This window comes from Sphingobium sp. CR28 (assembly GCF_052327305.1).
GTDB lineage: Bacteria > Pseudomonadota > Alphaproteobacteria > Sphingomonadales > Sphingomonadaceae > Sphingobium.
Genome location: NZ_CP182486.1, coordinates 587,399 through 609,062 on the forward strand (window position 1 = coordinate 587,399; position 21,664 = coordinate 609,062).

Sequence of the window (21,664 nt, forward strand, 5' to 3'; positions counted from 1 at the left end):
CAATCCCGCATCGCACAAATTCGTTGAAAGAAATAAGCCGACTTATTATGTGCCCCGTCCATGGATCCCTCTCATCTGGGCTTTCTGGTCAACGACGTCGCCCGCCTCTATCGGCGGCGTTTCGACGAAGTGACCCGCAGCCTCGGCATCACGGGGCCGCAGATGCGCGCGCTTATCGGCATCGGGCGCGCGCCCGGCATCAATCAGGGCACTCTCGCGGAAAAGCTGGAGGTAGAGCCGATAACCACATGCCGTATGGTGGATAGGCTGGAACAGGCCGGGCTGGTCGAGCGTCGACGCGATCCGCATGATCGCAGGGCCTGGCAGCTTCATCTCACGCCTGCCGCCGACCCCATCATGCAGAAGATGCAGGCACTTGGAGAAATCGTGCTCGGCGAGTCCATCATGGGCATGAACGAGGGCTCAGTAGACGCTGTGCGCAGTGGCCTCGACACGATCCGTAGAAATCTTATGAAGGCGCTTTCCCCCGTGCAAGAACAGAAGGCAGCAACGCATGGCTGAGGCTGACCCCATGATCGAACGTGCCGAAGGACAACATAGCATCTCCCCCTCCCCCGCCGCCTTCGCGCCACCTGCCGAGGTGCACGAAGACAGCCCCGACGTGCGCGCGACACGCAGACGCCGGATCCTCATGTTCTCGATCCCGGTGCTCATCATCGCAGCGGGCGCCTATGCGTGGGGGACCAGCGGTCGCACCGTCTCGACCGACAATGCCTATGTGAAGCAGAATATCGTCTCGGTCAGCAGCGACGTAGCAGGGCGGATCATCGAGGTGCGCGTCCGCGAAAACCAGATCGTCAAGGAGGGCGACGTGCTCTTCGTCGTCGACCCCGAGCCCTATCGCGTGAGTCTGGCGCAGGCGAACGCCCAGATTGCCTCAGCCGAAGTCGCTCTGGGGCAGCTCAATACCGACTATGAAGCGACCGGCGTGGACATCGCGACTGCTGAACAAGCCGTCGTCTATGCGCGGCAGGATTTGGGACGCCAGCAAGCGCTCATGCGCGACGGCTTCACGACGCGCGCGCGCCTCCAGCAGGCTGAGAATGCCTATCGCGTAGCGACGCTCGGCGTCCGCTCCGCGCGGGCCGATGCCGCCAAGGCGAAGGCCGCGCTGGCGACGGGCCAGCAGATCCCCGGCGTCAATCCCGCGCTGGCAGCGGCGCGGGCGCAGCGCGATCAGGCCATGCTGAACCTCAGCCGCACGGTCGTGCGCGCGCCTGTTTCCGGGCGTGTGAGCCAAGTCTCCCGGCTTCAGGTGGGCCAGATGATGGTCACGGCCCTCCCCGCGCTCAGTATCGTGGCGGACGACGAAAGCTGGGTGGAGGCGAACTTCAAGGAAACCGACCTCAACAAAATGCATCCCGGCCAGCCGGCGACGATCGAGTTCGATGCCTATCCGGGGCTCAAGCTCAAGGGCAAGGTTGAGAGCATTGGCGCTGGAACCGGCTCGGAATTTTCCGTGCTTCCCGCTCAGAACGCAAATGGCAACTGGGTGAAGGTAACCCAGCGCGTGCCCGTGCGCATCGGCATAGACGGCCGCTCGCCGCGACAGCTCATCGCGGGGATCAGCGCCGACGTGACCGTCGACCTGCGCAACGAAACCGGCAAATAGTCCGCCCGTGGCCAGTTCGCCGGGCATCATGGCCGACCAGCCGCACCTTCCGGTGGCCAATAAGGCACTGCTGACCGTCGCCATCATGGCGGCGATGGTCATGCAGGTGCTGGACACCACGATCGCCAATGTCGCCCTGCCGCATATGCAGGCCTCGCTGGGCGCAACTCAGGAGACGGTCAGCTGGGTGCTGACCAGCTACATTCTGGCGTCGGCCATTGCGATCCCGATCACCGGTTGGCTCTCCGACCGGATCGGTATGCGCGTCCTCCTTCTGGGATCTGTCGCGTTGTTCGTATTTGCGTCAGCGCTTTGCGGGATTGCCACCAGTCTTGAGGAGATGGTCGCCTTCCGCGTCCTTCAGGGGATTGGCGGCGCGTTCCTTGGGCCGCTCTGCCAGAGCATCATGCTCGACATTAATCGCCCGTCAGAACAGGCACGCGCCATGTCCATCTATGGCATGGGCGCCATGGTCGGGCCGATCATGGGGCCGATCCTTGGCGGATATCTCACCGAAACCGTCAACTGGCGCTGGTGCTTCATTGTCAACGTGCCCGTGGGTGCGGTGTGTCTGGCCGGGCTGTGGTTTCTCTTGCCCGAGAAGAAAAACCCGCCCCGCGCCTTCGACGTGTTCGGGTTTTCACTGCTTGCGATCGCCTTGGCCTCCCTCCAGTTGATGCTGGACAGGGGCCAGCATCAGGACTGGTTTTCCTCGACGGAAATCTGGATCTACTGTGGGCTGTGCGTCTGCGCGTTCTGGATGTTCGCGGTGCACATCGCCACGGCCCGGCAACCGATTTTCCCGCCGATCATGCTGCGCGACCGCAATCTGATGACCAGCGTGTTCTTCATGTTCGTGCTCGGCATGGTGCTGTTCGCCGCAATGGCGCTGCTGCCGCCCCTCCTAGAAAATCTCTTCGGCTATCCCGTTATCGACACCGGAGTCATTCTCGCGGCGCGCGGCGTGGGCGTGTTCATCACGATGGGAATGGCGGGGCGCCTAGTCGGCAAGGTCGATCCGCGCGTGCTCGTTGGCCTGGGCTTCGCGATCGCGGCTTTCTCCCTATGGCTGATGAGCGGGTGGAGCCTCGATCAGGACTGGGTGCCCTTCGTGCTCAACGGCTTCGTTCAGGGGCTGGGCATCGGCCTCGTGTTCGTGCCGCTCAACGTGCTTGCCTTCGGCACGCTGCCGCCCAGCTACCGCACCGAGGGGGCGGCGATGATGAACCTCTCGCGCAATATCGGCTCGTCGATCGGCATCGCAGTCGTCACCTTCCTGCTCGCGCGGAATATCCAGATCAGTCATTCGGACCTCTCCCAGCATGTCACGTCGGGCAGCCTCCCGGCCGATCCGGCGATGGCGTCGCGGTTCAGCAGCTTGGGCGACGCAGCGCTTTCCGTGATGGACGGCGTCGTCAACCAGCAGGCTGCGATGATCGCCTATCTCGACAATTTCGTGCTGATGGCCTGGGCATCTCTTCTGGCAGTCCCGTTCGTGCTTCTTCTGCGGAAGCCAGCACGCCGGGCGGGTGCCGCTCCGCCGGTCATAGCCGACTGACAAGCCGGTGGCCGATCCGGGATCGGTCCAGGTGAGACGTGTCATCTCCCAGTTCTCCTCCTTTGCGGCAAAGATAAACGCATGCTCTCCTTCGTTCCCCGCAAGGCCGCCCGGCACGCCTCGTCTCTTCCAGACCTGGGCGTCAGTGGCGTGCCTCATGGGCGGATCGAGGACGTCTATGCACTGATCGTCGGGTGCATTCTGGTGACTCTGGGCCTCTCGCTGCTGAGCGCTGCCAATCTCGTCACCGGGGGCATTGCGGGCATCGCGCTGCTCCTCTCCTATGTCGTCCCGGTGCCGGCGGGCCTCCTTTTCACGCTCATCAACATCCCGTTCCTCGCCTTTGCCTGGCGCGCGATGGGCCGGACGTTCATGCTCAAGACGCTGATCGTCAATGGCGGCATCGCCGCGCTTTCGCTGGCAATGCGAGCCAGCGTAGGAATCCATGTTTTCAACCCCGCCTTTGCCGCGCTGGTCGGCGGGACGGTCATCGGAATGGGAATATTGGCGCTGGCCCGGCATGGCGCGGGAGTAGGCGGCACCGGCATTCTCACGCTCTGGCTGCACAAGCGCCATGGCGTGAACGCAGGCCTCAGCCAGATCGCAATAGACTGCGCGATCCTGCTGATCTCGCTCAGCGTGCTGAGCGGTGCGCAATTCGGCTGGTCAGTGCTTTCCGCCGCCGCGATCAACGGCGTGCTGGTCGCATGGCATCGCCCCGGGCGCTACATGGGGTCGTGACGGGGCGCAGAACGCCCCGTCAGTTCTCGGTTCAGTTCGCCGGCATGATCGCGGCGTTGAGTTCGTTGGCGTCGACGGTGCCGTCACCGTTCTTGTCCGCCGCTGTGAAGCGCGCCGGAACGGCGGCCATATAGACTTCTCTCGTCACCACGCCATTGGCGTCGGGCGTGATCGAGCTGAACGAACCCTTCGCCATGGGATCGAGGTTCGCCACCTTCACAGAATCGGCGCCCTGCGCGAAAAAGTTCCAGCCCTGCTCAGAGAACTGGGCGAACTCTGCAGGTGTGACCTTGCCGTCATGGTCGCCATCAGCGAATTCCATGAGGTCGAAGTCCTGCGCGAAGGCAGTCCCCGCCACACCAAGCGTAGCAATCGCCAGCGCCACGCCCATTTTCAAACCACGCATCATCGTCTCCCGCTCATTTTGTCTGACAAGACATGGCAAGAAAGCGTAGCGGTTTCCAGCAGAAACTAATCGTGTCAAAGCCCTTCAAGGCAGTTTCTCACTACAAATGAAGGGCGCTAATGTGCCGCTTTGCTGCGAACGATCGCGCCGGCAAACAGTGCAACAACACTGCCAATCTGCGCCAAGGCCATGTCCTTCTGCGGATCCCATATGTCGCCCTGCTGCCCATTGTAGTAATCGGCCTTTTCCCGGCCGCGATAACGGTGAGCAGCCACTCGAAGATTTCATAAAGCGCGCTTACCAGCCCAACCAAAGCGAAAGCCATGATCCATGAGCTGCGCCGCGCTAGTCCGCCATGACGTCGAGCGATCTCCACTAAGACGGGCGTAATAAGCAGCCCAAACATAAAGTGGACCAGGCGATCATAGCCGTTTCGTGCCATGCCGAACATGTCCGACAGCGTTCGCCCGGTGATGGAGGCCACCCATCCATCATAGGGCACGTTGGAATAGATATAACGCCACCCAATGTGTGTAGCAGCAAGAAAAGCCAGAGAAACGCCACGCTCCGCGTGGAAAGCGGCCAGCGCTCCAAAAGCCACGGTGCGCCAAGAATAAGCGCAGCCGTAGGCGCATGCTGAAGTAGCGCAAGTTGCGGATAGGGCTGTGCAATATTGGCCGCGATAACAGCAATCAAAAGGCTTGCGATCAACAAGCACTGAGACCGCGCTATATTCTGCCATTGCCTCAAACGGGTCACCCCTTCTTCAGATGCCGCCTACCGAGCAGCTCGGCGATCTGAACCGCGTTGAGCGCCGCGCCCTTGCGCAGATTATCCGACACGCACCAGAGCGACAGGCCGTTCTCGACCGTGGGGTCTTCGCGCACCCGACTCACGAACGTCGCATAGTCGCCCACGCATTCGACTGGTGTAACGTAACCGCCGTCTTCACGCTTATCGACAAGCATGATCCCAGGGGCCTCGCGCAGGATCTTCTGCGCGTCCTCGGCGCTAATCTCATCCTCAAACTCGATGTTAAGCGCTTCGGAATGGCCAACGAACACCGGTACACGGACGCATGTCGCCGTCACCTTGATCTTGGGGTCGAGGATTTTCTTGGTCTCGACGACCATTTTCCATTCTTCCTTGGTCGATCCGTCATCGAGGAACACGTCGATATGAGGAATGACGTTAAAGGCGATCTGCTTGGTGAACGTCTTGGCCTCCGCAGAATCGCCGACGAAGATGTTGCGGCTCTGCTCGAACAGCTCGTCCATGCCCGCCTTGCCCGCGCCGGAGACTGACTGATAGGTCGCGACGACCACGCGCTTGATCTTTGCGGCATCATGCAACGGCTTCAGGGCCACCACCATCTGCGCGGTCGAGCAGTTGGGATTGGCAATGATATTCTTCTTTTTATAGCCGTCGATCGCTTCCGGGTTCACTTCGGGAACCACGAGGGGGACATCCGGGTCCATGCGGTAAAGCGAGCTGTTGTCGATGACGACGCAGCCGGCGGCAGCGGCCTTGGGCGCATATTCCTTCGTCGGCGCGGAGCCTGCCGCGAAGAGCGCCATGTCCCATCCGGCGAAATCGAAATGCTCGAGATTCTTGCACTTCAGCATCCGCCCGGTTTCGCCATACTCGATCTCGTCGCCGGTCGAGCGCGCGGATGCGACGGCGGCGATCTCGTCCGCAGGAAACTCGCGTTCCGCGAGAATATTGAGCACTTCCCGGCCGACATTCCCGGTGGCGCCCACGACGGCGACGCGATAGCCCATGACGTGGCTCCTCAAAACTGGCTGACATGAAAGAAAGAGCCGGCGCGATAGCCGATCGGGAGGAAATCCGAAAGGCGCTTGTGACCCGCTGCGGATGGCTTGCGCTCCGCGCCGGCCCTGCCCATATCGCCGCGCATGTCATCTTCCCGCGAAAACGCTATGCCGACCTGGCACGGCACCACCATCCTCTCCGTCCGCTCCAATGGAAAAGTCGTTGTCATCGGCGACGGGCAGGTCTCCATGGGCCAGACAGTCATGAAGCCCAATGCCCGCAAGGTCCGCAGGCTGCATGACGGCAGCGTTATCGGCGGGTTCGCCGGCGCAACGGCCGACGCGTTCACGCTGTTCGAGCGGCTTGAGGCGAAGCTGGAGCGCCATGGCGGGCAACTGATGCGCGCGGCGGTGGAACTGGCGAAGGACTGGCGGACCGACAAGTATCTGCGCAACCTGGAAGCCATGATGATCGTCGCCGACAAGGAGGTGACGCTGGTCATCACAGGCAATGGCGACGTGCTGGAGCCCAATGATGGCATTGCGGCGATCGGCTCGGGCGGCAATTACGCGCTCTCGGCGGCACGTGCCCTCAAGGACTATGAGAAGGACGCGGAGACGCTGGCCCGCAAGGCCATGAAGGTCGCAGCGGATATCTGCGTCTATACCAACGAGAATGTGACGATCGAGACAATCGAAGGCGCGGACCCGGCCTAGCAATAGGCCGCGCGGATGCGGGCAAGTCCTTCCGCATTGTCGGGATGGACGAACAGGAAATTGTTCACATAGTCCCGCGATTGCGCGCCTTCGAAAGTCTTGGCGCCGTCGCTGCTTTGCAGACGGACCACGTCGAAACCAGCGCCCGGCATCAGTCGTCCCCGGTGGAGATACCACGCCTCATATCCCAGACCCGCGAAGAAGGCGAAGGCGCGCGCCACGCCGCCGGCGTTGTGGCGCTCCTCGACCTCGACGATGCAGACCGGCCTGTAGCGCTTCAGCGTCTCGACCGCGCCGGAAAGGACACTGAACTCGTGCCCCTCGACATCGATCTTGATGACCGCCGGACGTTCGATGGCCAGCGCATCCAAAGTCGTCACCGCGACCTGAACGGGCCGCAGCGCAAAGCCCGGATTGGCCTGCTGATCAAGCGATGAGCGGGTCGTGACATCCATGTGGCCATGGCGCGGAACCCACAAGGTCGCCTCGCCTGGGGCATCGGAAAGCGCGACCGGAAGCACCGTGCCGCGGTGACCCAGAATCCGGCGAAGAGGCGCGGTCAAATCCGGATGGGCTTCGATCGCGACGACATGGCCGAAGGAGCGCATAGCGGCATAGCTGTAGACGCCATTGTTGGCGCCTACATCCACGAAAGTGCCGCTTGCATCCGCCAGAAATGGCAGAAAGCCAAGCTCCGGCTCCGTTCCGGCACGCGCGCGACGAACCCGCATTGCCGCCAGCAGACGCGGCGCGATGCGCTCCATCGCCCCGATAACGACGCTCTTGATCGCCCCCCACATGATCGCTCCCTTGAAAGCAGTGCCCGCCTCACCCCATTTAGAGGCTTCCAAACATTTCCTCTCTCAAAATCATCCGGACATGAACGACAATCTTACGCCAAAGGCGATCGTCGCCGCCCTCGACGCACATATCATCGGCCAGACAGAGGCGAAGCGCGCTGTCGCTGTCGCCCTGCGAAACCGCTGGCGCCGCCAGAAGCTGGCGCCGGATTTGCGTGATGAGGTGACGCCAAAGAATATCCTGATGATCGGCCCCACCGGATGCGGCAAGACTGAGATCAGTCGGCGGCTGGCCAAGCTCGCCGACGCGCCGTTCATCAAGGTGGAAGCCACCAAGTTCACCGAGGTCGGCTATGTCGGCCGCGATGTGGAGCAGATCGTGCGCGATCTGGTGGAAGAGGCCGTGCGCATGGAGCGCGAGCGCCGCAGGGAATCCGTGCGCGAAGCAGCGGCGGAGTCGGCCATGCAGCGCCTGCTCGACGCACTGACCGGCAAGGAAGCGAGTGAGGCGACCCGCCTCTCCTTCCGCGACAAGATCGAGAGCGGGCTCATGGATGAGACCGAAATCGAGATCGAAGTGGCCGAGCAGCCCTCCATGCCCTTCGACATTCCCGGCGCCAACGGCCAGCTGGGCATGATCAATCTCTCCGACATCATGGGCAAGGCGATGGGACAGACGCCCAAGAAGCGCCGCAAGCTCAAGCTGAGCGAAGCGCGCGCTCGCCTGCTGGAAGAGGAGCAGGACAAGCGGCTCGACCAGGACGATGTCGCGCGCATCGCGGTCCAGAGCGCTGAGCAGAACGGCATCGTCTTCCTCGACGAGATCGACAAGATCGCCGTCAGCGACGTGCGGGGCGGCTCCGTGAGCCGCGAAGGCGTCCAGCGCGATCTTCTTCCGCTCATCGAAGGCACGACCGTGGCCACCAAATATGGCCCGCTCAAGACCGACCATATTCTCTTCATCGCGAGCGGCGCCTTCCACGTCGCCAAACCAAGCGACCTGCTGCCCGAACTGCAGGGACGTTTGCCGATCCGTGTCGAGCTGAAAGGCCTGACTGAGGAGGACTTCGTCGCGATCCTCTCCGACACCAAAGCGTCCCTTCCCGAACAATATGGCGCGCTGCTCGCAACGGAGGGTGTGACCATCCGGCTGGAGGAAAGCGGCATCCGGGCGATCGCCCGCATCGCCGCCACCGTGAACGAGCAGGTCGAGAATATCGGCGCGCGCCGTCTTCAAACGGTGATGGAAAAGCTTCTCGAAGAAGTCAGCTTCGACGCGGACACCCGCGCGGGCGAGACCATTTCGATCGACGCGGCCTATGTCGATGGGCAGTTGCAGGGCATTGCCCGGAACACGGACCTTTCCAAATATATTCTCTGATCGCCGGACATGACGCCCTGCTGATCTCACGCGCCATGCTCCGGGTGGCCCGTAAGGCCGGCTTTACCTGATTTTTACTCGCTCCCCCTAATCGCTGCACGGTCGAGTTGGGGAAGGCGCGGGAATGCCTGTCTACAGTTTCAAGATGCCGGGCGTCATCGCTCGGCTTATGCGCTCCGCGAAGGGAGCGACACTGCCCATGATGGCGGCTGGGGTGATCCCGATGATCGCAGCGCTTGGTGGCGCAGTGGACATCGGCCGCATTTACATCACCCGCAGCCAAATGCAGGCAGGCGCCGACGCTGCAGCGCTGGCTGCCGCCAATGCCTATGACAACGCCTCCGAGACTGACGCGAACGGCCGCTACAAGCAGGCCGTCGCCTATTATCTCGATAATGTGCCGAACGGCTATATGGGCCTCACGACGACGACGGGCACGACGCCCTATGGCACCTCGACGACGCTGCTGAAGCCGACCTTCTCGCAGGAAAACGGCATCAGCAAGACAGTGGTTACGGCAACCGGATCACTGCCGATGACCTTCATGAAGCTGTTCGGATTCCAGCCTCACCAGATCAGCGTGACGGCCACCGCCGAGTTCCAGCCGCACCCGCTCGAAGTGATGGTAGTGCTCGACAATACCGGCTCCATGGACGACTCGATCAGCGGCAAGACCAAGATGGCGGCGCTCAAGGAAGCCATGCACAATTTTCTCAACGTGCTGTATCAGGGTGCCGACACTCAGCCGAACGTCGCGATCGGCATCATAAACTACACGATCGCCGCCAATGTCGGCGGCATCCTGAAGCAATATGGCGTGACGATCGAATCCATGCCGGGTTTCACGGATCGCGACTGGGCGGCGGGCAACAATCTGGGCTGGAAAGGCTGTGTTGTCGGCGACAAGACGATGAACACCATGACGGCGAACAGCGTGCCGAATGTCGACCAGAACAGCTACGACATCTGGCTCACCCTGCCCGATGAGAAGCCGACGACGAACTCATTTGCCCCGATGCCGCCGATCAAGCCGTTTCTTTATCCGCAGACTTTCATTCCCGCCAGCTGGACTGTCAGCAGCAATCCCACCAGCAATTATTACAAGAGTGCGAGCGGCACGAACTACGCCGGTCCCAATCTGTACAAATTTCCGAGTGGGGAGGAAAACACGCTCGCCAATTCATGGACCTTCAAGCGTGGTCTCTACCGGCTCTACAAGGCCCTGAACAACGGCGCCGCCAACATGAGCGACGATGTGATCGTCGCCGAAGATGGTGTAAGCTATTACGACACCAGCCTTTCGACCGCGTACAATGACGAAACCAATGTTGGCACAAACTTCTATGTGCGCTGGAACAAGATTCCCAATCTCTCTGAATATCTTCCGCTCAAACATTACGACATCAACAAAACAAACGTAGATGGACCGACCCCGAATTTCCAATGCCCCGAGCCTGGCATCCCCATCGACTATGGCCGCACCAAATCCTATTATGACGACTACGTCGACAAGCGGGTCTGGCCGGTAAAGCCCGCGAACGGCACGATGCATCATGCCGGCTTCATCTGGGGATGGCGCCTGCTGGCCCGGCCGGACGTGTTCCGGCGTACCCCGCCGACTGGATCGGGAGAGCCCCGTCGCGCGCTCGTCTTCATGACGGACGGCCTGCTGGCCCTCAACATGCCGGGCAGCGGGGCGCCCCGGATATATGGCGAATATGGGGCTGTCGCAGACAAACTCGTCGCCACCACGGCGGATGTAAGCAAATATCTGGAGGGCGCTAAGATCCGCTTCACCAAGGCTTGCGCCGCCGCGAACACCACGCCGATCCTCGATACGGGCGAAACACCGCTGATCTTCACCGTGGCGATCAACAGGGGTTCGGACATCGACAGTGACGGCCAGACACGGCTCAGCAATTGCGGCACGTCGGGCTACTGGCTGACGACGAACCCGACCGACCTCAACAATGCCTTCGCGCAGATCGCGCGGACGCTGACTGACGTCCACCTCACCAAATGAGGTCGCCTCGCCTCCTTATGCGTGGCGATGCCAGCGATCGGGGCACGACGCTGGTGGAATTCGCGCTGCTCGCGCCGGTGATGTTTCTCCTGATCTGCGGGGCAATGGATCTGGGCTATCTCTATCTTGCCCAGACGTCTCTCAACGGCGCCCTGCTACAAGCTGCACGCCTGAACGCCGTCAGCATGGAAAAGTCCGAGAATGACCGGCAAGCGGCCATGCGGGCGAGCATCAGCCAGACGATGTCGCCCTATTCCGCTGTCCAACCCGTCGTCGACACCAAGGTATTCAAGACCTTCGCAGCGAGCCAGCCCGAACCCTATATCGACACCAACAATAACGGCCAGTACGACCCGCCGGCCCCGCCCTTCCCCGGCGAAGCCTTCACGGATCGCAACGGCAACGGCAAATGGGATGCGTCCACCCCGCTGAACTCGGGCGCCAAGACCATGGGCGACGTCGGCGACGTGGTGAGCTATCTCGCGACGCTGGACGTGCAACACCTCTTCCCGATTTACTTCAACGGCAAGAAGACGGTCTCGCTACATGCGACCGCTGTCGTGCGAAACGAAGCGACCAAGACGGAATGACCGCTCGCCGCACGCTTCGACTGCCCGGTGGCGACGAGCGCGGGATCGCCTTCGTTGAGTTCGCGCTGGCGCTGCCGCTCGTCCTCGGGCTGACGATCGGCGGGCTGGAGATGGCGAACTTCATCATCGCCAATAATACGGTCCAGCGCCTCGCCACCATGTCCGCCGACATGCTTTCGCAGGCAGGCATGAACAACCAACCGACCAGCGAAGCGCAGATCTACGACATGTTCTATGCGCTGGACGCGTCCGGACGACCGCTCAACCTGCGCGAGCATGGCCGGATCATCCTCACGGTGATCAAGGGGGTCGGGCAGAGCAACGGCACGGTGAGGAACGAGTTTGCCGACTCGCATATCTACTCGCAGCAATTCGATGGCGGTTACACGTCCGCTGCGCCGCTGATGGGGTGCCACAGCAAGGTGACCTTGCCCACGTTCGGGCGGACGCTGCCGCTCAACGAGATCATGGTCCACGCTCAGGCCAGCTACCGCTATCAGCCGCTTTTCGTGAACGCCAAGGCGCTCAGCTATTTCTCCGTGCCTCAGGACATAACGAGGACGGCGGTGTTCCGCATGCGCAAGAACCAGTGGAACATCATCAATGACGGCAGCCATCCTTCTAAGAAGAACTGCGACACGGCCGACGGTCTCTGACCGGCATTGGCTCCGAGGGTGGGCACGGATCGACACTTCGGGCGACTTCGCTCTTGCATCATGGCACATCACGCGGCATAGGCGCGCGACCCATGCTGGCTTATCGAGCCATGGCGCATGTGGCCCCTTCGTCTAGCGGTTAGGACGCGGCCCTTTCACGGCTGAAACACGGGTTCGATTCCCGTAGGGGTCACCAAGACGTGACTATATAGTGCGCTTCTTGGAACCGAAGCAGGTCAACCCCATGCTCAGCCCCGCTATCGTCATTGCCGCAGGTGGCGCCGGCCAAAGGATGGGCGGAAACAAGCCTTTGCGCTCGCTCGGTGGCAAAAGCCTGCTCGACCGGGCAATCTCTTTCGCTACCACCCAGTCCGATTGCGTTGCTCTGGCAGTGCGTGACTGCAATCAGGTCAGCGCGCAAGATCTGCCTCTGCTCTTCGATGCGGGGCCGGATATCGGTCCCATCAGTGCTCTTGAAACCGGATTCCGTTTCGCATGCGAACAGGGACGCCTGCACCTCCTTCTGATTGGCTGCGACCAGCCCTTTTTGCCAGTTACGTTGGCCGAGACGCTTGCCCAGGCGATTGCCGGACATGACGTGGCGATGCCGGTCATCAACAATCAGTATCAGCCGCTCGCAGCACTGTGGCGTGTGGATGAGCCCGCATTGAAGGCCTATTTGCTCGCCGGCGGCATGTCGTTGCGTCGCTTTGCCGTCACGCGCGATCTGATAGACATCGTCTGGCCGCTCTCGCCCGGCGGCGACCCCTTCGACAATCTGAACGACCCTGAGGCGCTCTCGGCAGCAGAGCAGCGCCTCTCGCCTCCTGCGTAAACTGAAGCGCGTCGACTGCGCTTCAACGCGTCTGACCAATAACGGTCGGGAGGATTGCATTGATAAAATGATCGTGCCAATCACCTGACAGCATATCTGATAAGTTTCATCGCAATGCGATGAGGGGGAGAATGATGCCTAGCTTCGACTGGACCGTATCACGGCGCGCCATCCTGTCTGCGACTGCCGCCATCCCGCTGGGAATAGGCAAGGCCGGGCTGGCAGCAACTGCTGCTCCTTCCGCCGACATGGTCCTTCGTGACGACGGTCTGGTGATATCGGTAACGGCACTGAGCGACCGCGCATTTCGCGTCCGCGTGGTGCCCGAGGGCGCCCCTGCAGGAAATGCGGGCGAGATGCTTGCAGGCCCCGCCAGGCGTCCGGCCACTCGTCAGACAAGAGCCAGCGGGCGGCTGCGCCTGAAAACCGCTCAGGCGCAGTGCGAGTGGGACGCGGCGTCGCGCAGCCTCTCATTCTATGACGGCGAGGACAGGCTTCTTCTCCGTGAGTCGCCGGGCTCCCGCCGCGTTCAGGCAAGCAGAATAGGGGACGAACCCACGCTGGCCATTGCGCAGGCTTTCGACTGTCCGGCCGACGAGCGACTCTTCGGCACCGGCTGCTTCCAGGACGGGCATCTCAATCTTCGCGGCCTGCCGCGACGCCTGACGCAAGTAAACACGCAGATCAGCCAGCCCTTCCTGCTCTCCAGCAAAGGCTATGGACTGCTGTGGCACAACACGGGTCTGGCGAAATATAACCGCCCGACAACGCCCATTGCCCTCACCCGTCAGGCTGCGATCGGTGCAGCGCAGACTGCCGATGTGACGACGACTGCGGGCAACGCGCGAGTAGAACGCCGCGAAGCCGTTTTCACGGGGCGCTTCTCCACGACCGCGCCAGGCAAGCAGGGCTTCCTGCTCGACCTCGGGCGCAAAATGTCGTCGCGTCATTATGTGGAGATCGACGGCAAGCCAGCGACGGACCTCACCAATATATGGCTGCCGCCCACGGCGAGCTTCTTTGCCGATCTCCCCCCCGGCGCACACAGCGTGCTGGTGAAGGCAGGCGACGAGGACATGCCCAGCCTGCACTTCGCTCCGGTGCAGGACCGCACGACATGGGAGTCGCCAGTGTCGGACGGCATCGACTATGTCGTGATCGCCGGACCGGCCGCGCAGGATGTGATGGCAGGCTATCATGAGATCCTTGGCCCCCAGCCGATGATGCCACTCTGGGCCATGGGCTATATCCACTGCCGCGAACGCTTCCATTCCTCGGACGAGATACTGGAGACGGCACGGGAATTCCGCCGCCGCAAGCTGCCATGCGACATGATCGTGCAGGACTGGCAGTATTGGGGCAAATATGGCTGGAACGCGATGCGCTTCGATGAGGAACGCTATCCCGATCCGGCGGGCATGATCCGCGATCTGCACGGCATGGACATGCGCTTCATGCTGTCGGTCTGGTCCAAGGTGGGCAAGGACACTGTGCTCGGCAAAGAAGTGGCGGCGAACAACTTCTACATACCGGATACGGAGTGGATCGACTTCTTCAGCCCGGAAGCAACGAAATTCTACACGGCGCGCCAGAATGCGGGGCTTGCTGCTCTCGGCATCGACGGCTGGTGGCAGGACGCGACGGAGCCGGAGAATGACGACCTTGCAGGGCGGATGATTTACGCCGCGCCGGGGCGCAAGCAACCGGGCGAAAAGCAGCGCAACATGTATCCGCTATACGTCAGCCGCGCGGTCTATGAGGCGCAACGCAAGACCTATCCGGAAAAGCGCGTGTTCATTCTCACTCGGTCGGCCGCGCCCGGCCAGCAGCGCTATGGCGCGGCGACATGGTCCGGCGATATCGGTCACGACTGGGAGACGCTGCGCCGCCAGATCCCCGCCGGTCTCAACATGGCAGCGGCTGGGCAAGCCTGGTGGACAGTGGATGCAGGCGGTTTCTTCCGCCCCGGCAAGGGCCAGTATGCGGACAAAGCCTATCACGAGCGGTTCCTGAGATGGTTCCAGTTCGCCACGTTCCTGCCGATGCAGCGCGTCCACGGTTACATGACCGACACGGAGTTCTGGCGCTATGGCGAGACCGTGGAGACGGTCGCCCGCTTCTACCTCGATCTGCGCTATCGCCTGATGCCCTATATCTATTCGCTGGCGTCCGAGGCGTCATCGAAGGGGATGCCACTGATCCGGCCGCTCGTCTTCGACTTCCCGCAAGATATGCGCGCTCTGGATGAGACGCACAGCTATATGTTCGGCCCGGCGCTGCACGTGGCACCCGTGCTGGCTGCCGGCGTGACCAGCTGGCCGGTCTATCTGCCAGAAAGCGAAGGCGGCTGGTACGACTTCTGGACGGGCGAGCATCGCGCGGGCGGCCGCACTTACGACGTTCCCGTCACGCTCGACCGCATTCCGCTTCATGTGCGCGCAGGCAGCATCCTTCCGCTTGGCCCCGTCGGCCAGTCCACGGCGGGGCTGCTCGGCGGCGATCTGGACTTGCTCGTCTATCCAGGCCGGGAGGGTGAAGCACTCCTCTATGAGGACGACGGCACAAGCTATGCCTGCGAGCAGGGCGCGCGGGCGCTCACCGCTCTGCGGTGGGATGACGGGGCGAGCCTGCTGCGCGTTGGCCGTCGCGAGGGCAACTACCGCGACATGCCTCGAGAGAGGGCGCTTCGCCTTCACCGGATGACGAGCGGACGCTCGTTCGGCGACTTAGGCACCGGGGCATCCATCACCTATGCCGGACGGGCCGTGCAGACCAAGCTGGCAGACTGAAGGAAACATCCCGTGCTTAAAGGACTTCTGGCGACCTCGGCGATGATCCTGGCGGCGATGCCTGGCCTGGCGCTAGCGCAGGAAACGCTCAGCGCCACCTCGCCGGACCAGCGTAACCGCATCGAGGTGAAGGCGGACGATGGAAAGCTGAGCTTCACGGTCACGCGCGACGGTAGGGCCATCTTCTCCCCCTCCCCCGCCGGTCTTTTCACCAGTCAGGGCCCGATCGGCGGAGACAGTGTCGAACTCACGAGTGTGGAACGTACGTCAGTAGACGATGTATATCGGCCCGTCGTCGGCAAGGCGTCCCAAGTCCGCGATCAGTATAACCAGATCCTTCTTCATCTCGTGCGCAAGCGGGACGGCGTGAAGTTCGATCTCATTGCCCGCGCCTATCGGGACGGCGTCGCCTTCCGCTTCGTCGTGCCAGCGCAAGAGCGCTTTCGCACGATCGACGTGAACTGGGAGACGACGGGTTTCTATTTCCCGGCCGATTATTCCTGCTGGGGCGCCAATGCGGGCATTCACGCCAATAGCCACGAATTCGAGTTCGATCCGGTTCAGGCGTCGCGGATGCGCAACTTCCACCTCTATGACGCGCCTCTCCTGTGCGACACCGGCAAGGGCACGACCTTCGCGCTCGCCGAAGCGGACAAGCGCGACTATGCGGGTGGCTATTTCCGGCGGCGCGGCGATGGTGGACTCGGCGTCAACGTCAGCCTGACGATCCGCCCCGACACGCCCGAGGGCGTACAGAAAATCGCAGTGCATACCGCGCTCTCCGAAGGGCCGCTCATGACGTCATGGCGGGTCGTGATGCTTGGCGATTCCGCTGGCGCGCTCATTCCCTCCAACCTGCTCGAACTACTCGCCGAACCCTCGAAAATCGAGGACACGAGCTGGATCAAGCCAGGTAAGTCGGCATGGGACTGGTATAATGGCTGGGCTGTCGATGTGCCCAATGCGGGCGTCAACACCGCCACCTTCAAAGCCTATATCGACTTCGCGCACAAGATGGGGCTCGAATACAGCCTGATCGACGAGGGCTGGTACAAGGGCAGCTCGGAAGGTCCGGCGCCTGCGGATGTGACTGTCCCCAAGCCCGAGGTCGATATCCCCGGCATCGTCAAATATGCCGCCGAGCGGAATGTCGGCGTGTGGGTCTGGCTCCAGTGGAAGCAGCTCGAGCGCCAGCTCGACGCCGCCCTGCCGCTTTACGAAGCCTGGGGGATCAAGGGCATCAAAGTCGACTTCATGGATCGCAACGATCAGGAGATGGTCGCCTTCTATCATCGCCTGCTCTCAAAGGCGGCAAAGCATCATCTGATGGTCGACCTGCATGGCGCCTATCCGCCGGACGGGCTGATGCGGACCTACCCGAACTTCATGACGCAGGAAGGCGTGCTCGGTGCCGAGTATAACAAGTTCGGCACGCGGATCACCGCAACCCACAACGTCACACTGCCGTTCACACGCGGTTTGCTCGGGCCGATGGACTATACGCCCGGCGGATTCCGTGCCTTGCCGCCCGCCGAGTTCGAGAAGCAGAAGCGATCCATCCGGCCGTTCGTCCAGACAACGCGTGGCCACGGCCTTGCCATGTACGTCGTTTATGACAGCCCCTTCGTCATGCTCGCGGACAGTCCGGACTCCTACGTCAGCGCGGACGGGAAACTGAGCGCGGGCGCCGATTTCCTGAAGGAGGTGCCGGCAAGCTGGGACGAAACGCGCTTCATTGCCGGAGACATCGGGCAATATGTCGCCATCGCCCGGCGCAAGGGCGAGACCTGGTATATCGGCGCCATGACCAACGAAACCGGGCGCAAGGTGCGCGTGCCGCTCGGCTTTCTGGACGGGGCAAGCAAATGGCAGGCCCGCATCTGGCAGGACGGAGCCGGCGTGAATGACATCCGGACATCGACAGCGTCGGTCAGCCGTGGCAGCAATCTGTCCCTGACTCTGGCAGGATCGGGCGGTGCAGTGGTCGTGATGTCGCCGGTGGGCAAGAACTGAAAAATTTGAGGATTGGGAGGGAACTCATGACCCATTTGCTGACGCGTATTGCCTCATGCTCGCTCGCCGCGCTGGCGGTAGCAACTGCCCTGCCCGCGCAGGCGCAGCCCTCGGTGCGGGAGGAAGCGGACAAGAAGGCGCGCGAGATCGTCGACAAGCTCATCCTCGACGAGAAGGTGGCGCAACTGCTTAACGTCGCTCCGGCGATCCCACGCCTCAATATTCCGGCCTACAACTGGTGGACCGAATCCCTTCATGGCGCGATCGGCGCGGTGCCGACGACCAATTTCCCTGAGCCAATCGGCCTCGCCGCCACTTTTGATGCGCCGCTGATCGAGCGTGTCGCCACCACGATCAGCACGGAAGTCCAAGGCCTCCACACGCTTGGTCGCCAGACCGGCCATCTTGGGCGGATCGGCACGGGCCTCGACACATGGTCGCCCAACATCAACATCTTCCGCGATCCGCGCTGGGGCCGGGGGCAGGAAACCTATGGCGAAGACCCGTTTCTGACGGCGCAGATCGGCGTGGCTTTCATCAACGGCATTCAGGGCAAGAACCCGGACCTGCCCAATGTCGTGGCGACGCCCAAGCACTTCGCGGTGCACAGCGGCCCGGAGCCGAGCCGCCATGTCGACAACATCTATCCCTCGCTGCACGATCTGGAAGACACCTATCTTCCCGCATTCCGTGCCGCGATCGTCGATGCCAAGGCTGGATCGATCATGTGCGCGTATAACCGCGTCTATGGGCAGTCCGCCTGTGGAAGTCAGGTGCTGCTGCGCGACTATCTACGCAGTGCCTGGAACTTCAAAGGCTATGTCGTCTCGGATTGCGACTCCGTCGTCGATATCTACGAGCACCATAAATATGCGCCGGATGCCGCCACAGGCGTTGCCGTCGCGCTGACCCACGGCGTGGACAGCGAGTGCAACAACGCGACGCTGGGCGGACGCACCGATCTGGGCGATCGCTACAAGGAGTCCCTTGCGCGGGGCTATATCACCACTGGCGACATCGATACCGCACTGGTGCGGCTCTTCTCCGCCCGCATGCGCAACGGCGATCTGCCCGGCCTCTCGGCCCGCAAGCAGAACGCCACCCCGGTGAGCGCGATCGACACACCCGAAAGCCGCAATCTCGCGCTCACGACGGCCGAGAAGAGCATGGTCTTGCTCAAGAATGACGGCATTCTGCCTCTGCGCCCCGGCGCCAAGGTTGCGCTGATCGGTCCGCTCTCCGACGCTACCCGCGTGCTGCGCGGCAACTACTCGTCTCCCCGCAGCGCGCCGCCGATTTCGGTCGCGGACGGGATGCGGCAGGTGCTTTCGGCATCGAAGGTGACGCTGATCCCCTTCAGCCCATCGATCACGGACGGCGATCCGGTGCCGGGAACGGCGCTGTTGACGCCGGATGGTCGCCCCGGCATCAAGGCTGAATATTACAACGCGATCGATAACGGTGTAGCCGCCACTCCAGCCACACCCCGCAAATATGCAGCCACGCCGACGCTGAGCCGCGTGGAAACCAGCCTCGTCACGCGCGCATCGGAGTTCAAGCAGATCACCAACAATCATAAGGTGGTCTGGACCGGCTTTCTTGTTGCGCCGGAGGCGGGCCTCTATCGCCTCGCCCTAACCGGCGTGAAGGGCAGCCTGACGCTGAGGGGCAAGCCCGTCGTCGAGGCGAAGGACTATTCACGCTGGGCCGAACCGCTCAAGCTGGTGGATGTGCGCATGACCAAGGGCGAGCGTCTGGCCGTCAAGCTGGAAGCGGAGAGCGGCATTCCGCCGGCGCCGCAGATTTTCTGGAAGCGTGTCACCGACAATCTGGATCGGGACCTTCGCGCAGGCACGGCAGACGCGGATGTCATCGTGGCCGTCGTTGGCCTGACATCCGATCTGGAAGGCGAAGAAATGCCCGTAAAGGTCGAGGGCTTCTCAGGTGGCGACAAGACCACGCTCGACCTGCCGGCCGATCAGCGCGCGTTGCTCGAAAAAGCCAAGGCGCTCGGCAAGCCGCTGGTGGTCGTGACGATGAACGGCAGCACAGTGGACCTCTCCTGGGCCAAGGACAACGCGTCCGCGATCCTTGAGGCATGGTATCCGGGCCAGTCGGGCGGTCTCGCGGTGGCCAATGTGCTTTCCGGCAAGACCAATCCCGCCGGTCGCCTCCCCCTCACCTTTTACAAGAGCGTCGCCGATCTGCCGCCCTTCACCGACTACAACATGGCCGGTCGCACCTATCGCTACTACAAGGGAACGCCTGTCTATCCGTTCGGCCATGGCCTGAGCTACACCAGCTTCAGCTATGGCGACGTCTCCATTTCGCCGGTCGATGGCGCAATCGAGAAAGGCGTGGTGGTGCGCACCGTGCTGACCAACACGGGGGCACGCGGAGGTGACGAGGTCGCTCAGGTCTACATCACGCCGCCGGGCTTCGAGGGCGCACCGCTCACGGCGCTGCGCGGCTTCCAACGCGTGACGCTGAAACCGGGCGAAAAGCGCCAGATCAGCATCACCCTGTCTCCCCGGGATCTGAGCTTCGTCAACAAGGATGGCGAGCGCCTGCTGATCCCCGGCCAGTACCGGCTGACCGTCGGCTCCGGGCAACCGGGCACCGGCGTCGCCGGCGCGAGCAGCGAGTTCGCGATCAAGCGGCAGGTCTCATTGCCGAAGTAGACACGTGACTTCACGCGATGCGCGGGTGGTCGCTCCGTCCCTCGATGGTCTCGAACGGCCAGAGGATGGACGGGTCACCCGCCTCCCCTTCGCCCTTCATCGATCTTATAAGCATGTTTGCAAAGGCTCCCCCAAGTCTTTGAAGATCGAGCGAAAAGCATGTGAGCGGCGGATCGAGCAGCGCGCTGGCGGCGGTCTCACGCGAGCCGATGACGGACACGTCTCGTCCCGGCTCCAGACCTGCCGCGCGCAGGGCGGTGTAGACACCAACGGGGCCGTTCTCGCTCACCACAAAGATCGCGCTGGGCGGATCCTCAAGCGCCAGAAGGCGCGCAGTCGCTGCCGCACTCGCGGCGGAATCCACCGGACCCTGATAAATCAGCTGGGGGTCGACCGGCAGCCCAGCCCTCTCCAGCGCGGAACGATAGCTACCGATGACGATCTGGCTGAAATTCACATCGTCGCCTGGCACGATGAGTGCGATGCGACGATGTCCCGCTGCAGTGAACCGGCCGATCGCAATGCCGGTGACCTGCTCGAAATCGAGATCAATCCAGGGCTGATGACCCTGCGTCAGGCTCTGCCCGAAGGTGGCGAACGGCACGCGCTGCCGCTCCAGCAAGGCAATGCGCTCGTCTTCCCGTTTTATTTCGACCAGCAACCAGGCATCGGCTGTCCCCCGCCCCAAATGGCGCCGCAAATGCTCGACATGATCCTGATCGCGCCGGACGGGAAGAACGACCAGTTCCAGCCCTTCGCGCTCAAGCGCAGCCTGTATTCCTTCAAGAACGGCCATGAAGAAGGGATCGCCATAAGTCCCGCTGTCCGTCGTCAACGGCAGAATGAAGGCGACCGTCCCCGTCCGCCCGCGGCGAAGCGCTCGGCCGGACTGATTAGGCGTGTAACCAAGCGCAAGGGCCGCCTCTATCACACGGCGCCGGGTCTCCGCGTTCACATCCCGCCCGTGATTGAGCGCGCGCGAAACCGTGCCGATCGACAGGTTGAGGTGCTCGGCCAGGCCGCGAATATTCATGCCTTCAACAGGAGGCAAGCCTCTCTTCTTTTGCAA

Annotated in this window: 19 protein-coding genes and 1 tRNA gene; 14 read left to right on the forward strand and 6 right to left on the reverse strand. The window is 62.4% G+C overall.

What is annotated here, in order from left to right:
- Positions 1-60 precede the first annotated feature (60 nt).
- The 4 genes from ACNAOH_RS02750 (at position 61) to ACNAOH_RS02765 (ending at position 3,932) form a co-directional block, all read left to right on the forward strand.
- A complete protein-coding gene (locus ACNAOH_RS02750; protein WP_443971247.1) occupies positions 61-522 on the forward strand; it encodes a MarR family winged helix-turn-helix transcriptional regulator in 462 nt (153 codons plus the stop codon).
- Positions 515-1,633 carry an HlyD family secretion protein gene (locus ACNAOH_RS02755; RefSeq protein WP_443971248.1) on the forward strand — a complete coding sequence of 373 codons (1,119 nt, stop codon included), beginning with the start codon at positions 515-517 and terminating at the stop codon, positions 1,631-1,633. The genes ACNAOH_RS02750 and ACNAOH_RS02755 overlap by 8 nt, the downstream gene beginning before the upstream one ends.
- Before the next feature lie 7 nt (positions 1,634-1,640).
- Positions 1,641-3,191 carry a DHA2 family efflux MFS transporter permease subunit gene (locus ACNAOH_RS02760; RefSeq protein ID WP_443971249.1) on the forward strand — a complete coding sequence of 517 codons (1,551 nt, stop codon included), beginning with the start codon at positions 1,641-1,643 and terminating at the stop codon, positions 3,189-3,191.
- A gap of 81 nt (positions 3,192-3,272) precedes the next feature.
- Complete coding sequence (locus ACNAOH_RS02765; RefSeq protein WP_443971250.1) at positions 3,273-3,932, forward strand: YitT family protein; 660 nt, start codon at positions 3,273-3,275, stop codon at positions 3,930-3,932.
- Positions 3,933-3,963: 31 nt separating this feature from the next.
- Here the strand turns inward: ACNAOH_RS02765 and ACNAOH_RS02770 are convergent, their stop codons facing one another.
- The 4 genes from ACNAOH_RS02770 to ACNAOH_RS02785 all read right to left on the reverse strand — a co-directional run bounded on the left by ACNAOH_RS02770 (position 3,964) and on the right by ACNAOH_RS02785 (position 6,256).
- Entirely contained in the window at positions 3,964-4,341 is a 378-nt protein-coding gene (locus tag ACNAOH_RS02770) for a hypothetical protein (RefSeq protein ID WP_443971251.1), read from the reverse strand.
- A 97-nt stretch (positions 4,342-4,438) separates the two neighbouring features.
- Complete coding sequence (locus tag ACNAOH_RS02775) at positions 4,439-5,080, reverse strand: DUF2238 domain-containing protein (RefSeq protein WP_443971252.1); 642 nt, start codon at positions 5,078-5,080, stop codon at positions 4,439-4,441.
- Between the two features lie 13 nt (positions 5,081-5,093).
- A complete protein-coding gene (locus ACNAOH_RS02780; protein ID WP_443971253.1) occupies positions 5,094-6,119 on the reverse strand; it encodes an aspartate-semialdehyde dehydrogenase in 1,026 nt (341 codons plus the stop codon).
- A gap of 11 nt (positions 6,120-6,130) precedes the next feature.
- Positions 6,131-6,256, reverse strand: a complete 126-nt coding sequence (locus tag ACNAOH_RS02785; protein ID WP_443971254.1) for a hypothetical protein — start codon at positions 6,254-6,256, stop codon at positions 6,131-6,133.
- 22 nt (positions 6,257-6,278) lie between these two features.
- Between ACNAOH_RS02785 and hslV the strand changes: the two genes are divergently transcribed.
- Entirely contained in the window at positions 6,279-6,827 is a 549-nt protein-coding gene (gene hslV, locus ACNAOH_RS02790) for an ATP-dependent protease subunit HslV (protein ID WP_443971255.1), read from the forward strand.
- Here the strand turns inward: hslV and ACNAOH_RS02795 are convergent.
- Complete coding sequence (locus ACNAOH_RS02795) at positions 6,824-7,627, reverse strand: FkbM family methyltransferase (RefSeq protein ID WP_443971256.1); 804 nt, start codon at positions 7,625-7,627, stop codon at positions 6,824-6,826. The genes hslV and ACNAOH_RS02795 overlap by 4 nt on opposite strands.
- 79 nt (positions 7,628-7,706) lie before the next feature.
- On the opposite strand from ACNAOH_RS02795, the gene hslU reads away from it, so the two are divergent.
- The 9 genes from hslU to ACNAOH_RS02840 all read left to right on the forward strand — a co-directional run bounded on the left by hslU (position 7,707) and on the right by ACNAOH_RS02840 (position 20,595).
- Complete coding sequence (gene hslU / locus ACNAOH_RS02800) at positions 7,707-9,008, forward strand: ATP-dependent protease ATPase subunit HslU (RefSeq protein ID WP_443971257.1); 1,302 nt, start codon at positions 7,707-7,709, stop codon at positions 9,006-9,008.
- 124 nt (positions 9,009-9,132) lie between these two features.
- Positions 9,133-11,031: a TadE/TadG family type IV pilus assembly protein gene (locus ACNAOH_RS02805; protein WP_443971258.1), complete on the forward strand. Its 1,899-nt coding sequence runs from the start codon at positions 9,133-9,135 to the stop codon at positions 11,029-11,031.
- 17 nt (positions 11,032-11,048) lie between these two features.
- Positions 11,049-11,621, forward strand: a complete 573-nt coding sequence (locus ACNAOH_RS02810; RefSeq protein ID WP_443971259.1) for a TadE/TadG family type IV pilus assembly protein — start codon at positions 11,049-11,051, stop codon at positions 11,619-11,621.
- The gene (locus tag ACNAOH_RS02815) at positions 11,618-12,277 is read left to right on the forward strand and encodes a TadE/TadG family type IV pilus assembly protein (protein WP_443971260.1); all 660 of its coding nucleotides are present in this window, start codon (positions 11,618-11,620) and stop codon (positions 12,275-12,277) included. The genes ACNAOH_RS02810 and ACNAOH_RS02815 overlap by 4 nt, the downstream gene beginning before the upstream one ends.
- 121 nt (positions 12,278-12,398) lie before the next feature.
- Positions 12,399-12,473: transfer RNA gene (locus tag ACNAOH_RS02820), tRNA-Glu, on the forward strand.
- A 48-nt stretch (positions 12,474-12,521) separates the two neighbouring features.
- Positions 12,522-13,112 carry a molybdenum cofactor guanylyltransferase gene (gene mobA, locus ACNAOH_RS02825; protein WP_443971261.1) on the forward strand — a complete coding sequence of 197 codons (591 nt, stop codon included), beginning with the start codon at positions 12,522-12,524 and terminating at the stop codon, positions 13,110-13,112.
- A 131-nt stretch (positions 13,113-13,243) separates the two neighbouring features.
- A complete protein-coding gene (locus tag ACNAOH_RS02830; protein ID WP_443971262.1) occupies positions 13,244-15,901 on the forward strand; it encodes a TIM-barrel domain-containing protein in 2,658 nt (885 codons plus the stop codon).
- Positions 15,902-15,913: 12 nt separating this feature from the next.
- Positions 15,914-17,914: a glycoside hydrolase family 97 protein gene (locus tag ACNAOH_RS02835; protein ID WP_443971263.1), complete on the forward strand. Its 2,001-nt coding sequence runs from the start codon at positions 15,914-15,916 to the stop codon at positions 17,912-17,914.
- 26 nt (positions 17,915-17,940) lie between these two features.
- Positions 17,941-20,595 (forward strand): glycoside hydrolase family 3 C-terminal domain-containing protein, encoded by a 2,655-nt coding sequence (locus tag ACNAOH_RS02840; protein WP_443971264.1) that lies wholly within the window; start codon positions 17,941-17,943, stop codon positions 20,593-20,595.
- Positions 20,596-20,605: 10 nt separating this feature from the next.
- On the opposite strand, the gene ACNAOH_RS02845 is transcribed toward ACNAOH_RS02840, so the two are convergent.
- Positions 20,606-21,628 (reverse strand): LacI family DNA-binding transcriptional regulator, encoded by a 1,023-nt coding sequence (locus tag ACNAOH_RS02845; protein ID WP_443971265.1) that lies wholly within the window; start codon positions 21,626-21,628, stop codon positions 20,606-20,608.
- Positions 21,629-21,664: the final 36 nt, after the last annotated feature.

Excerpts from the sequence above, each read along its gene's own strand:
- hslV (WP_443971255.1), top strand. The coding sequence starts at position 6,279 with ATGCCGACCTGGCACGGCACCACCATCCTCTCCGTCCGCTCCAATGGA.
- ACNAOH_RS02805 (WP_443971258.1), top strand. The coding sequence starts at position 9,133 with ATGCCTGTCTACAGTTTCAAGATGCCGGGCGTCATCGCTCGGCTTATG.
- mobA (WP_443971261.1), top strand. The coding sequence starts at position 12,522 with ATGCTCAGCCCCGCTATCGTCATTGCCGCAGGTGGCGCCGGCCAAAGG.
- ACNAOH_RS02780 (WP_443971253.1), bottom strand. The coding sequence starts at position 6,119 with ATGGGCTATCGCGTCGCCGTCGTGGGCGCCACCGGGAATGTCGGCCGG.
- ACNAOH_RS02770 (WP_443971251.1), bottom strand. The coding sequence starts at position 4,341 with ATGATGCGTGGTTTGAAAATGGGCGTGGCGCTGGCGATTGCTACGCTT.
- ACNAOH_RS02765 (WP_443971250.1), top strand. The coding sequence starts at position 3,273 with ATGCTCTCCTTCGTTCCCCGCAAGGCCGCCCGGCACGCCTCGTCTCTT.
- ACNAOH_RS02750 (WP_443971247.1), top strand. The coding sequence starts at position 61 with ATGGATCCCTCTCATCTGGGCTTTCTGGTCAACGACGTCGCCCGCCTC.
- ACNAOH_RS02840 (WP_443971264.1), top strand. The coding sequence starts at position 17,941 with ATGACCCATTTGCTGACGCGTATTGCCTCATGCTCGCTCGCCGCGCTG.
- ACNAOH_RS02810 (WP_443971259.1), top strand. The coding sequence starts at position 11,049 with ATGCGTGGCGATGCCAGCGATCGGGGCACGACGCTGGTGGAATTCGCG.
- ACNAOH_RS02785 (WP_443971254.1), bottom strand. The coding sequence starts at position 6,256 with ATGCGCGGCGATATGGGCAGGGCCGGCGCGGAGCGCAAGCCATCCGCA.
- hslU (WP_443971257.1), top strand. The coding sequence starts at position 7,707 with ATGAACGACAATCTTACGCCAAAGGCGATCGTCGCCGCCCTCGACGCA.
- ACNAOH_RS02830 (WP_443971262.1), top strand. The coding sequence starts at position 13,244 with ATGATGCCTAGCTTCGACTGGACCGTATCACGGCGCGCCATCCTGTCT.
- ACNAOH_RS02815 (WP_443971260.1), top strand. The coding sequence starts at position 11,618 with ATGACCGCTCGCCGCACGCTTCGACTGCCCGGTGGCGACGAGCGCGGG.
- ACNAOH_RS02795 (WP_443971256.1), bottom strand. The coding sequence starts at position 7,627 with ATGTGGGGGGCGATCAAGAGCGTCGTTATCGGGGCGATGGAGCGCATC.
- ACNAOH_RS02755 (WP_443971248.1), top strand. The coding sequence starts at position 515 with ATGGCTGAGGCTGACCCCATGATCGAACGTGCCGAAGGACAACATAGC.
- ACNAOH_RS02845 (WP_443971265.1), bottom strand. The coding sequence starts at position 21,628 with ATGAATATTCGCGGCCTGGCCGAGCACCTCAACCTGTCGATCGGCACG.
- ACNAOH_RS02775 (WP_443971252.1), bottom strand. The coding sequence starts at position 5,080 with ATGGCAGAATATAGCGCGGTCTCAGTGCTTGTTGATCGCAAGCCTTTT.